The organism is Frateuria hangzhouensis (assembly GCF_026410505.1).
Lineage (GTDB): Bacteria > Pseudomonadota > Gammaproteobacteria > Xanthomonadales > Rhodanobacteraceae > Frateuria_A > Frateuria_A hangzhouensis.
This window is the reverse complement of the sequence record NZ_JAPMIU010000001.1, coordinates 132,926-145,381: the sequence shown is the minus strand read 5'-3', so window position 1 is coordinate 145,381 and position 12,456 is coordinate 132,926. Positions and strand designations below refer to the sequence as shown.

The window sequence follows — 12,456 nt, the reverse complement described above, 5'->3', positions numbered from 1 at the left end:
GCCAGGCGCGCCGAGGTGTCCGACAGCTGCAACCCGCCCATGCCGCGTGCCGCTCACTCCTCGAATGGGGAGCTCAACAGCGAGTCCACGCTCGAGGAGGGCTGGTAGCCGGGTACAAAGCGTTCGCCGAAGTCCCGCGCGAAGTTGTCGTAGGTTGTCTCGGGACGGGACGCGGCAATCCCGCAAACCGCCTGCGTAAACCGCCGTTTCATGTCGAGCCGGGGAAACGCCTGGAGGATCGATTTCATCCTGTCCTCGGCGATGGAGTCGTGGCACCAGCCGCCCCAGTCCACGCCGACGCCCACCGTACACAGCGCGACCTCCGTTTCCTTGTGGAGGCAGATCGAGGGCGTGGAGTTGAGTGCCACGCTGTCCCAGATCAACTGCGTGCGTCGCTCGTCCAGGCCCTCCTTGCGCGCGAATGCCCTGGCGGCGTTGGCGCCTTCCACCTCGAACCTCAACGGACCGCTGAACGCCTCCGCCAGGCCGAGGTCATGCAGCAAGGTCGAGACCGCCAGGACTTCCGCGTCGTACGCCGCGCCACGAAGCTCGGCCAGCGTGATGGCGAACAGCCACGAGCGCATGACGTGGTTGAAGAGATAGGGCTCGGAGCAGTCCCTCGCGTATTCGACGGCGCGCGACACCAGAGGCGAGTCGGGTACGGGGACGCCAGCGATCCGGGCCGTGGCCGGTACATGCTGCGAAGAGACATCGATCGCTCTGCGGCCGGCATTCAGGATGGGTTTCATGGTTTTCTCCCGACGCCGGATGCCCTTGTTCCCTGCGGCGACGTATTGGCAAAGCCTGGGCAGGCTGCAATGGATCCCGGTTTCATCTGGCCTCAGGACCGGCCGGATCATGAGCCGGGGTAAAGTTGCTGTTGATCCGCGGGAAGGACGTGCCGTGTTTCCATGAGGCATCCATTCGGCGGCGTGGCGTCACCAGTCGGCGCGTGCGTATTCGGACTGTTCGAACCAGGCCTGGAAACCCAACTCCCCCCGCTCGGCGTCCTCGCGCGGAAGCAAAACGAACTCGTCGAGCGTGGCGCCGAAGTAGGGTGCGCCAGCATCGCTGCGCACCTCGTAAGGCGCTTCCATGTCCAGCACGAATCGCTGGATGAGCTCGGACATCCTTGCGCGCTCCGGCCCCGCGATCTCGATCGCCCCGTTCCGCGGCGGCCCGACGGCGATCCGGGCGATCATGGCGGCGACATCATCCGAAGCGACGGGCTCGATAAAGGCCGGCGACAGGCGCACGGCCTGGCCTCCCATGGCGTAGGTGATGATGTCCAGCAGGAACTCGAAGAACTGGGTCGCGTGCACGATGGTGAATGGAACGCCGGACGACGCGATCAGGCGCTCTTGCAGCGCCTTTCCGCGAAGGTAGGGACTCGCCGGCAGACGGTCGGTGCCGACCACCGAAAGCGATACGTGATGCCTGACGCCCGCGCGCTTCTCGGCGAGCAGCAAGTTGAAAATGGCGGTCTTGAAGAATTCGAAGGCGGCCATGTCGTCGAACGTCGACGCGTTGCTGACGTCGACGACCACATCGGCGCCGGCCAGGCTCTGCGCCAGGCCTTCCCCGGATATCAGGTCGACCCCGCTGCGGCGGGACGCGGACGACACCTGGTGGCCCTGCAGCCGCAAGCGGTCGACGATGTTGCGTCCGACCAGCCCTTGTCCACCCACGACGATGATGTTCATGCCCGGTCCTCGCGATGCCGTCGTCCGCCCGGCCGGTCGCAGCAAGCGCCTCCGGGCTTTGCACTTGCGATGCTAGGAGGCGCATCCGACGGCCGGTAGGCCCGTAGCAGGAACGACAGCGTTTCCCTGCGGGCACCCATGCCGGTGCATGCGGGCCGCGGCCATGCGCAAACGGAGGGCACGCCAGTGGGTCTGATGCGGTCCATCGGGTCATCCGCTCAGCCAGAAGGCCACGTTGCGTACGTACTGCTGCGTCGAACGGAGCGCCTCGGGAAATCTCGCCATCCCATCGCCGGCAGGCTCGCTCACGGTGCCGGCTCGGGGATGCCAGTTGTCGTCGGCGAAATGATGGACACTCGACTGCGCGATTGCCCGGCCCCCGCGTTCGGAACGTTCGAAAGCAACCGCGATGTTGAAACGCTGGCCCGTTGCCGCACTGTGTCCGTCCACGATCACCCGGGCCGTGGCAACCCCGCACGGCACGCTGAGGGCATGTTCGTGCGGATGCGACGGCAGGTACTGGATGACTCCCGTGGGCGAATGCCTGTCGCGCATCACCGGGTGGATGTTGCCCACTGAACGCACGCGCCGGAAGCCGCCGTCGGCTCCGGAATCATGGTCGGCCCGGGCGTCGGCGGGCGGGCGCGGCAGTTCCAGACCTCCAGCGGTCAGCTCCCGGTCCGGGTTGCGGCCATCGAAGCGGTATGCAGCTTCGGCACCGCCGAGGTCGCCGAAGGAGCGAACCGATGCCATGTGGCCCGGCGCGACCATGAGGTTGCCGCCGAGGCGCCGGAAACGGCGGATGCCTGCGCAGTCCTCGGGGGTCAGACCGTCGTCGCCAGTGGCCAGGAGCCAGAGCTGGTCGACGCATGACTCATGCAGGCGCGAGAGCAGGGGATCCGGTCGCCCGCGCACCGCACGATCGCGGGCCCTGACCTGGAAGGCAAGCCGGCCCTGCCTGTCCCGCAGATGCGACAACAGTCCGGTCAACAGGCTGAAGCGTCCGATGGTCCATCGGCCCGAGGCGTCCCCGATCGTTTGCAGCAGAATGTTCGACATGTGCGGTGGCGCAGTGTCACGCCCGGCGGGCCGGGCCATGCAACGGACGCGGCATCAGGCGGCTTGCGCGTTGCCACCGGCATGCACGTCGATATCCGCGGGGCACTCCAGGTAGGACGCCCGGATCCGGGCCGTCATGAAGTCGATGAAGACGCGCATGCGCGTTGGCATGTGCTCCCGGCTCTGGTAGCAGATGTAGTGACCATGGTCATCGGGCGCATGCTGCATCAGGCAGGGCACCAGTGCGCCCGAGCGGAGCGATTCGCAGACCAGGTAGCCGGGCATCTGGGCGATCCCCTGGCCGTCGAGCACGGCCTGCAGTACCAGCTCGGGGTCGTTGTAGGTGAGCCGGGCGTCCGGCACGAACTTGCGGGCCTGCCCGTCCACCTTGAATTCCCACTCGAAGATCCTGCCCGAGCCCAGGCGCAGGTTGATGCCTTCATGCCCGGCCAGTTCGTCCACCGTGGTGGGCAAACCGTGGGCCTCCCGGTATGCGCGCGAGCCGCAGACCAGCATCTGCATGGGGACGACCTGGCGGGCGATGATCTGCGCGTCCTCCATGCGCCCGTTTCGGAAGGCGATGTCCACGCGGTCGGAGGTGAAATCCATCGGCTTGTCGCTCAGCAGCAGGTCGACGGACACATCGGGGTAGGCCGCCTGGAACTCGCGCAACAGCGGCGCGACCACCTTGCGGCCGAAGCCGACCGTCGAGTTGACGCGCAGCTCGCCCCGGGGCGGCCCATTGCGCAGGTCGCGCATCTCCTCGACCGCCTGGACGATGCGGTCGACCCCGCTGTGGCAACTGGCATAGAACAGGTCGCCCTCGCGGGTGAGGGCGGTGCTGCGCGTGGTCCGGTGGAGCAACCGTACGTTCAGTTGGTCCTCTAGCTTCTGGACATTGCGGCTCACGGCGGAGCGGCCGATGCCCAGGCGGTCGGCCGCGCGCGCGAAACTGCCCTCGGCGACCACGGCGATGAAGGCGACCACGCCCGCGTAGGTCGTGGCAAAGGTGGTGGCCAGGGGGTCGGCACGCGCGGTGAACGGACCGGGGGGAGGGCAAAAGGCCGTGGACGAGTTCATGGAAGTGGGCTTCCGGCGGGAAAGGCAGGGCGTTCGATCTGGCGGCACGAACCGCCAGCGCACTCTGCGCGCCGCGCCGCGCCGCGGCCAGTTAATGCGTGTCAAGGCTTGTTATGGCGCGTGGCCACGCCGTCCTGCGTGGCAGCCTGCCGCTCCGGCAAGCCATGGAGCGTGCCGTCAGTCGCTGTCAACGCAGGGCGTGCCCGCCACTTTCCGGAAGTTGCGCGTGGCCGCCGCCGGACGGCGGGCGATCTGCGCGCGGAGCATGCGCAGTTGCGCGATCTCCTGGCTGCCGCTGTCGGGCTCGTCGGGCCAGCCGGCCTCATCAAGCAGCTTCGCCGCCTGTCCGGCCCGGCCCGACCCCGCCCACATCCGGGCCAGGCTCAGCGCGGCACGGCGCTCCCACGCCCTGGCGCCTTGCTGCCGGGCGATCTGGAGCGCCCGCAGGTAGGCGTCCTCGGCCTCGCCGGCGACGCCACGCCGTTCGCTGCGCCAGCCCACGGCCCGACGGATCTCCGCCGCGCACCACAGTCCCTCGCCGTTGGCGATCCGTTCCACCAGTTGGTCATCGAGCCAGTCGATACACAAGGTCACCAGCATTTCCTTGTGCGGCGCCTCGCAGGTCGCCAATTGATCGGACACTTCACGGACATAACGGTCGCGGTCGTCTTCGAGGACGAGCCGCAGGCCCTGGGCGAACCAGTCGGCATAGCGCAGCCAGCCCAGCAACCCCTTGCGTTGCGCCTCTTCGCGCATCAAGGGTATCCACTGGCGCGCGAGCGCATGGTTACCCGACCACAGGGCGACTGCGCAGGCACCGTACAGTGCGGAACACAGCGATACGGAATGGCCAAGCGATTGCGCGCGGGCCACCGCGTCGCCGGCCGCCTGCAGGGCTTTGGTCGTCTCCCCCTGCAGCCACAGCGTCCGGCACAGCAATGCGTTGGCGGCGACGATGGCATCCGGACCGACCATGTTGATCTGGGTGCGGCCGATGGCGACGGCGGCGGCAATGGCCTCCGTGCTGTGCCGCCTGGAGGTTTCGAGCCGGCCGCAGAAATGGTTCGCCATGGCGCACGTGCGGTGGGCGAGCACGAGGGCGGAGGGCTCGGCCCATGCCTGGGCGAACGCAAGCATGGCGTCGGATTGACGCAGCGCGGCCGCGTAGGCGCCGCGGAACATGTCGTGCGTGCACCGGCCCCAGCGCGCACGCAGTTCCAGCATCGGCACCCTGGTCTGCAGCGCTCCGGCCAGGGCGCGATCGCAGGCGGCGTCCAGCTCCTCGTTTGGCCCGGCGGTATGCAGGAGGGCCGTGATCAGCGCGGTATTGAGCCACGCCACCGTTTCCGGGTCCGGTTCCAGTTGTTGTTCGACCATGGCCAGCGCGGCCACGATGTTGCAGCGGAATTCCTCGACCTGGGATAGCTGGAACCACAACGGAGCGGACGCCGTGGCCAGTGCCGCCGCCAGGCTGGCATCGGCCTGCTCCACCAGGCAGATTCCGAGCGCGAAGCGCACGTCGTCCAGGTGGTGTGCGTACCGGTCCATCCACGCCTGTTCCGGCATGTTGGACAGTTCCTCCCGCGCCCTTTTCATGAGGTCGAGCATGAACATCGCATGGCGCCGCAGCCATGCCGGTCGTTCGCCGCTCTGTGCCAGGAGCGCGGCGGCATAGCTTCTTGTCGTGTCCAGCAGGCGGTAGGGCGCGATCGGGTCGTTGCTGTCGAAGGACACCAGCGATTTGTTGGCCAGCGAGATCAGCGCATCGAACGCCACGTCGGGGTCCATGTCGCCTGCGGTGACGCCCAGCGCGGCTTCCACGTCGAAGCGCCCCCTGAACGCGGACAGCCGGCGGAACACGCGCAGTTCGTCCTGGTCGAGCAGGGCGATACTCCAGTCGAGCGCGGCGGCCAGCGTCCGGTGCCGCGCTTGCGCGGCGCGGTTGCCAAAGGAGAGCAGCCGCAGGTGATCGTCCAGCCTCGGCGCGAGGTCGCCCACCGACTGGACACTGAGGCGCGCCGCCACCAGTTCGATGGCCAGCGGTATGCCATCGAGCTGTCGCGAGATCCGGGCAAGCAGGGGGCCGTGCGATTCGTTGAACGCGGCCGCACCGGCGGCCCGGGCACGATCGACCAGCAACGCGACGGACGGCCAGCGCAGGGCCTGTGCCAGCGTGATGCCCTCGGCGTCGGGAACCGCCAGCGGCGACAGCCGAAGCACGCATTCGCCTGACACGCGAAGCGCCTCGCGGCTGGTTGCCAGCACGCGCAAGCCGGGCAGGGCGGCCAGCAGCCTCGTGACCGGCAGCGCGAGCGAATCCAGGACGTGCTCGCAGTTGTCGACCAACAGCAGCACTTGCCGACCGGTCAGGCTTTCGGTGATGGCGCGGAGGGGATCGGGCAGGTCGGCCGCGACGCCGAGCGATCGCGCCATGGTGCCGACTACGTGGTCGGGCGAGATCAACGGCGAGAGGTCGGCGAATGCGACCTGGGCGTCCGGTTTCAGTTGCCAACGCTCGGCCACACGGATCGCGACGCTGGTCTTGCCGATGCCACCCGGCCCGATGATCGAGACCAGCCGCTGGGCGTCCAGCAGCGCAAGCACACTCTCGACATCGGCCTCGCGGCCAACCAGTCCGGTCAGGCGCACCGGCGGCCTGGTGAAGGGGGCGGGCGTCCGTGTTGCGCTGCTGGCCGGGCTGCCGTCCTGCTCGCGCAGGACGCGTCCGTTGAACCGGTAGCCCTTCAGCGGAACGGTGGTGATCCACTCCTTGCAGCCGCTGCCCTCGGCTGGTTCGCCCAGGGCCTTGCGCAGCAGAGACATGTGGACGCGGACGCTGGACTCCTCGACCACCACGCCGGCCCAGACAGTGGACAGAAGCGCTTCCTTGCTGACCAGTTCGCCGGCGTGCTTGAGCAGTTGCAGCAGCAGATCGAACGAACGTGGTCCGAGCCGGACCGGCTGTCCGAAGGACTCCAGCCTGCGTTGGGTCTCCCACACGACGAACGAGCCGAACCGCCAGCGGACTTCGGCGGATGCCAGTGCGGCGTCGCGGGGCGGCGGCGAGGAATCGGACAGGTCCGTGGACGGTGTTTCCATGGCCGGCGCACCTCTGCGTTCGTGGACGGTCAGCCATTCGATGGCGAGCGGTCAGCGCCCGATATCATGGGCGCGGGCCCGCCGCGCTGTCCATGCCGGCGCCCCGGCGGCCCCACCCAGCCTGGATCCGTCCAACGGTCGACGCGCCTGGATCGGTCGCGGTTGGCCCACGCGGGTCAAGCCGCATCTGGCGGCCGCCCATGCGAAAGGGCGCGGCATTGTTGCCAAGGGGACAACTCGACCGTTCATCCGGCGCGTCTGCCGGTTACCGCTGACGCCGCTTAGGCTTCTGCCCATGAAAACGAACGCATGGGTAGACCCGCGCCGCCATGGCACCCGGCTGATGGAGCCACGGTTGTCCGCCGCGCGCGATGCCGATTGTGCCCGGCAGCTCCAGTACGCTGCCGCGACCGTACGGGACATGGCCGTCATCGCGACCAGCAAGGGGGCCATAACGTCCTGGAATGCCGGTGCGAAGCACATCTTCGGCTACGACGCGCACGAAATCGTCGGCCGCCCGATGACCGCCCTGGCCGCGCCCGGCGAGGAGCCTCCGCGCACGGGAGGACCTGTCCGCGAAACGGGCGGAGATCCGTCCGCGGGGTGTTTCGGGCGCTGGTACCGGCACAAGCATGACGGTCTGGTTTTTGGCGTCGGCACGGAGGTATTCACCCAGCTGCCGGGCGGCGGGGAAGGCTGCGTGCTGTTCGTCCGTGACGACACGCATGCGTGGCGACAACGCCAGTCGGTCGAACGGCTCCTGCGTGAACAGGAGGAAGCGCTCGAAGATGCCCGCCGCGCCCATGCGGCCAGGGACCGGCTGCTCGCCGTGCTCGCGCACGAGCTGAAGCAACCGCTCACCGAACTGCTGTTGAAGACCGATCTGCTGGCCCAGCTGCCGCTCAACGCGGAGGCGCAGGCACTGCCTGATCTGGGGCAGACGATGCAGCGTGCGATAAGGCGCCAGGTGCGGCTCATCGACGACCTGCTCGAGCTTTCGCGCGTGCGTACGGGCAAGCTGCGCCTGGAGCGGGCGGTCGTGGACATCTGCGAGACGGTGCATGCGGCGTGCGCCACGGCGGCGCTGGCCGCACCGGGCGTGCGGCTGGATGTCGACGTCCAGTGTCGGCCCGGGACCTCGTGCCTGGTCGATCCGGTGCGGGTCGACCAGGTGCTTTCCAACCTGCTCAACAACGCAATCAAGTTCTGCAACGGCAGCGGGCGCGTCGAGGTCAGACTGGACGACGACGATGGCTTTGCCAGGGTCTCGGTTGCCGATTCGGGTTGCGGCATCGCGGCGGATTTCCTGCCGCACGTCTTCGACATGTTCGGGCAGGAATGCCGGCGGGACGCCTCGTCCGGCACGGGGCTGGGCATAGGACTGGCACTGGTGCATGAGCTGGTGTCGGCACACGGCGGCCGGGTGGAAGCTGATTCGGAAGGACCCGGGCGCGGCGCGCGGTTCACCGTGTGGCTGCCGCTGGCCACGGGCGCGCCAGGCCGCGCGCCGATGGCCCCTGGCGATGCTGCCTCCTTGCCGTCCGCGGCCACGCATTCCGTACCGCGGCCTCGCATTGGTGTCAGGCAGGCAACACGGTGAGTCTGCCGCGGGGCCTACCCGCCATGGACGCCCGAACCTACGCTTCGGCTCGAGTCGCGACGATCGCGAACGGCTGCCCCAGCCCAACGAGATTCAGACCCATCGAGGACGACATGACCCAGCGCATCGACTACCAGAAGCAATCCCCCGAACTTGTCAAAAAGTTCATCGAGATCAACATGGCCCTCAAGCATTCGGCCGTCGAGGAGTCGATCCGCACGCTCGTGGAGATCAGGGCGTCGCAGTTGAACGGCTGTGCCTTTTGCGTGGACATGCACGTCAAGGAAGCGACGATCCACGGGGAGCGTCCATTGCGCCTGCATCACCTCGCCATCTGGCGCGAGTCGCCGCTGTTCAGTCCGCGCGAGCGGGCGGCCCTGGCGTGGACCGAGATCCTCACCCAGCTCCCCCCTCACGGGGTACCCGACGACGTCTACAACCGCGTGCGCGAGCAGTTTTCCGAGAAGGAGCTGTCCGACCTGACCTTCATGGTGATGTCGATCAATGCCTGGAACCGCGTGAGCGTGGCCTTCCAGGTCGTCCCGGGCAGCTACGACAAGGCGTACGGACTGGACAAGTCTGGCCTGGAGTAAGCAGCCGCCCGGCGCGGCGCCACGTTTCCGGGATGCCACGTCCCCGATCCCGGGCAAGAGAGGAGGAAACGCACATGAATATCTTCAAGGCAGCAGGTCTGCTGGCTGTGTTGCTGGCAGGCACCGCCTCGGCACAGCAGGCCCCGGACAAGGCGCCACCGCACGCAAGCGTCACGACCTTGATGACAAAGCCATTGCCGGAGCAGCCGGGCAAGGAGCTGATGATGATCACCGTGGAATATCCGCCCGGTTCGGTCGACCCGGTTCACCGCCACGACGCCCATGCGATGGTCTACGTGCTCCAGGGGTCCATCGTGATGGGTCTGCGCGGAGGCAAGACGGTCACCCTGACGCCGGGGCAGACCTTCTACGAGGGGCCGGGCGATGTGCATACCGTCGGGCGCAACGCCAGCGCTACCGAACCGGCCAGATTCCTGGTCGTGCTGTTGAAGGACATCGACAAGCCGGTGCTCACGCCAGTCCACTGACGAAGGGGTATCCGCAGCGTTCCGCCCGACGCGCGCGCAACATTCCGCTTCGGCGGTGACCGCTGGATCTGCCACCCGCGGCCGGCCTGCGGCGGGCAGATCCCCCAACGGCATGCGGATACGGCCATCCCGGCACCCACATGCCACACCGATCCCGACCCCTGGCCGGCCGCTTGCGGCCTGCCATTCCATCCGCAGGGACGCGGCTGTTCGCAGGAGACATCGACATGGTCCCGACGCATTCGGTGAACCCGGTACTGCGCGTCGCCGCCGAGATAGAACCCAGCCCGGCCGCCTTGATGGAGTGGTACCAGCGCACGCCCATACATGAATTGGGAGACCTGTCCGCGGAACAGCTGGTGGCGCTGGGGCGGGCGGAAATGGTGATCGGATTCCTGCGTTCGATTCGCGACGGCATACGCGAATAGACGCCGTCGACCCATCAGGCCGTAACCCAGGAGATCGTTGCGCGGCGGGCAACTCGGTGGGCCACTGGCAAACCTGCCGCAACCGCGTCCCACGCCTACGATCCAATTCCGCCATCCATTGGCGCTAACGCGAAGCAGAGGATTTTTCCATGAAAATCGTTGTCATCGGCGGCACCGGACTCATCGGCAGCAAGGTTGTCGACCGACTGCGCAAGAAAGGCCACCAGGTACTGGCCGCGGCGCCGTCCTCGGGCGTCAACACGCTCACGGGCGAGGGCCTGGACGAGGCCCTGAGGGAAACCGACGTGGTGGTTGACCTTGCCAACTCGCCGTCGTTCGAAGACCAGGCCGTGATGGACTTTTTCCAGGCCTCGGGGCGCAACCTGGCCGCCGCGGAAAAGCGGCGGGGCGTGAAACATCACCTGATCCTTTCGATCGTGGGCAGCGACCGCCTGGCGGCCAGTGGCTACATGCGCGCCAAGGTCGCACAGGAAACGCTGGCGCGCGCCTCGGGTATTCCCTACACCATCGTGCACTCGACGCAGTTCTTCGAGTTTCTCAATCGCATCGCCAAGGAAGGTGCCGACGAGGGGGAAACCCGCCTGTCGACCGGGCTGATCCAGCCGATTGCATCGGAGGACGTCGCCGATGCGGTGGCCGATCATGCGCTCGGCGCCCCGGTCAACGGCGTGGTGGAAATTGCCGGGCCGGACAAGTTCCCGCTTGCGGACCTGGTCCAGCGCTTCCTTGCCATGGTCGGCGACACGCGCAAGGTCGTTGCGGACCCCACCGCGCCGTACTTTGGTGCCGTGCTGGAAGCCGACAGCCTGGTGCCGCGCGAAGGCGCGCGTCTTGGCAGGCTGGATTTCCAGGCATGGTTCGAGCAGTCGGAATTCTCCCGCCGTGGAGCGGCCGCGTGAGACCCCGCCCGCTTCCGTGAGCCACGCGGACGCCGCCTCCCCGGGGCGGCAGGGAAGGGTCGGGGAAGCTGGAAAGCAGTCGTCAGCGGCCGTCCGGCGTCAGAGCGGGCGGCCGGCTGGCTTTGGCCGAAGAGCGTGTGCATGCCCGAGCCGCACCAATGAACATACTCATGCGTTTCAACCACTGGATAGACGAGCGTGCGCCGGGCCTGCAGGGCATGGTCCGCAAACACGTGACCGAGTACTACGCGCCGAAGAACTTCAACCTCTGGTACTACTTCGGCACGTGCAACCTGCTGGTGCTGGTGAACCAGATTCTCACCGGCATTTTCCTCGCCATGAATTACACCCCGACCGCGGCCGGCGCATTCGACTCGGTGGAGTACATCATGCGCGATGTGGAATGGGGCTGGCTGATCCGCTACATGCACTCGACCGGTGCGTCGCTGTTTTTCGTGTCGGTCTACCTGCACATGTTCCGCGCCATCATGTATGGCTCGTTCAAGCGTCCACGGGAGCTGGTCTGGATCCTGGGCATGGTGGTTTTCCTGGCGCTGATGGCCGAAGCCTTCCTGGGCTACGTGCTGCCCTGGGGGCAGATGTCGTTCTGGGGCGCGAAGGTGATCATTTCCCTGTTCGGCACGGTTCCTGTGATCGGCGATACGCTGGTCGAATGGATCATGGGCGACTACCTGCCGTCCGATGCCACACTGAACCGGTTCTTCGCGTTGCACGTCGTCGCACTGCCGCTGGCGCTGGTGTTGCTGGTCGTGCTGCACATCCTGGCGTTGCACGAAGTGGGCTCGAACAACCCCGATGGGGTGGAAATCAAGAAGGGGCCGAAAGGCAACCGCTGGGATGCGTCCAAGCCGGCCGATGGCATCCCGTTCCATCCCTATTACACCGTGCACGACATTTTCGCCGCGTCGTTCTTCGTGATGGTTGGCGCCTTCATCGTCTTCTTCGGGCCGACGTTCGGTGGCTGGCTGCTCGAGCACGACAACTTCGTGCGAGCGAACAACCTGGCGACTCCTGCGCACATCAAGCCGGTGTGGTACTTCACACCGTTCTACGCAATCCTGCGGATGGTCCCATCCTTCTTCGGCACCGCGATCTGGGGCGTGCTCGCCATGTTTGCAGCGATCGCGTTGCTGGCGTTGCTGCCGTGGATCGACCGCGGCGGCGTGCGCTCGGTGCGCTACCGTGGCGCAGGCTTCCGCGTGGCCCTCATCGTCCTGGTCTGCTCGTTCCTCGGATTGGGCCTGGTGGGCGCCGGCGTCACGGCGCAAGTGATCCCGGCCTGGTTTCCGGGGGCGGAAGTCACCACCTGGGAAAACGCCTTCGGTCGCCTGATGGTGCTGGGCTATTTCGGGTTCTTCGCGTTCCTGTGGATATACACGCGCTTCGGCTTCGAGAAACCGAAGCCGGTGCCACAACGCGTCAGCTCCCATTCGTAATGCAGAGGCCTCGCTGTTCCGGGTGCCCC

The 12,456-nt window shown here is 67.1% G+C and carries 11 protein-coding genes; 6 read left to right on the top strand and 5 right to left on the bottom strand.

The genetic code is table 11. From position 1 onward, the window contains the following. Window positions 1-53: 53 nt before the first annotated feature. The 5 genes from OSC30_RS00635 to OSC30_RS00615 all read right to left on the bottom strand — a co-directional run bounded on the left by OSC30_RS00635 (window position 54) and on the right by OSC30_RS00615 (window position 6,941). On the bottom strand, window positions 54-749 hold the full coding sequence (locus OSC30_RS00635; RefSeq protein WP_267169900.1) for an HD domain-containing protein: 696 nt from the start codon (window positions 747-749) through the stop codon (window positions 54-56). A gap of 189 nt (window positions 750-938) precedes the next feature. After that, a complete protein-coding gene (locus OSC30_RS00630) occupies window positions 939-1,703 on the bottom strand; it encodes an SDR family oxidoreductase (RefSeq protein ID WP_267169899.1) in 765 nt (254 codons plus the stop codon). A 210-nt stretch (window positions 1,704-1,913) separates the two neighbouring features. Continuing rightward, complete coding sequence (locus OSC30_RS00625) at window positions 1,914-2,762, bottom strand: hypothetical protein (RefSeq protein ID WP_267169898.1); 849 nt, start codon at window positions 2,760-2,762, stop codon at window positions 1,914-1,916. 54 nt (window positions 2,763-2,816) lie between these two features. Beyond that, a complete protein-coding gene (locus OSC30_RS00620) occupies window positions 2,817-3,842 on the bottom strand; it encodes a LysR family transcriptional regulator (protein ID WP_267169897.1) in 1,026 nt (341 codons plus the stop codon). Window positions 3,843-4,019: 177 nt separating this feature from the next. Continuing rightward, the gene (locus OSC30_RS00615) at window positions 4,020-6,941 is read right to left on the bottom strand and encodes an ATP-binding protein (protein WP_267169896.1); all 2,922 of its coding nucleotides are present in this window, start codon (window positions 6,939-6,941) and stop codon (window positions 4,020-4,022) included. A 295-nt stretch (window positions 6,942-7,236) separates the two neighbouring features. Here OSC30_RS00615 and OSC30_RS00610 point away from each other — a divergent pair, with 295 nt between their 5' ends. The 6 genes from OSC30_RS00610 (at window position 7,237) to OSC30_RS00585 (ending at window position 12,427) form a co-directional block, all read left to right on the top strand. Beyond that, entirely contained in the window at window positions 7,237-8,541 is a 1,305-nt protein-coding gene (locus OSC30_RS00610) for a PAS domain-containing sensor histidine kinase (RefSeq protein ID WP_267169895.1), read from the top strand. A 113-nt stretch (window positions 8,542-8,654) separates the two neighbouring features. After that, window positions 8,655-9,134 (top strand): carboxymuconolactone decarboxylase family protein, encoded by a 480-nt coding sequence (locus tag OSC30_RS00605; RefSeq protein WP_267169894.1) that lies wholly within the window; start codon window positions 8,655-8,657, stop codon window positions 9,132-9,134. Window positions 9,135-9,208: 74 nt separating this feature from the next. Next, a complete protein-coding gene (locus tag OSC30_RS00600) occupies window positions 9,209-9,622 on the top strand; it encodes a cupin domain-containing protein (RefSeq protein ID WP_267169893.1) in 414 nt (137 codons plus the stop codon). A 227-nt stretch (window positions 9,623-9,849) separates the two neighbouring features. Then, complete coding sequence (locus OSC30_RS00595; protein ID WP_267169892.1) at window positions 9,850-10,050, top strand: hypothetical protein; 201 nt, start codon at window positions 9,850-9,852, stop codon at window positions 10,048-10,050. A 149-nt stretch (window positions 10,051-10,199) separates the two neighbouring features. Next, on the top strand, window positions 10,200-10,970 hold the full coding sequence (locus OSC30_RS00590) for an SDR family oxidoreductase (protein ID WP_267169891.1): 771 nt from the start codon (window positions 10,200-10,202) through the stop codon (window positions 10,968-10,970). Between the two features lie 158 nt (window positions 10,971-11,128). Continuing rightward, window positions 11,129-12,427, top strand: coding sequence for a cytochrome b (locus tag OSC30_RS00585; protein WP_267169890.1), 1,299 nt, complete (start codon window positions 11,129-11,131; stop codon window positions 12,425-12,427). Window positions 12,428-12,456 lie beyond the last annotated feature (29 nt).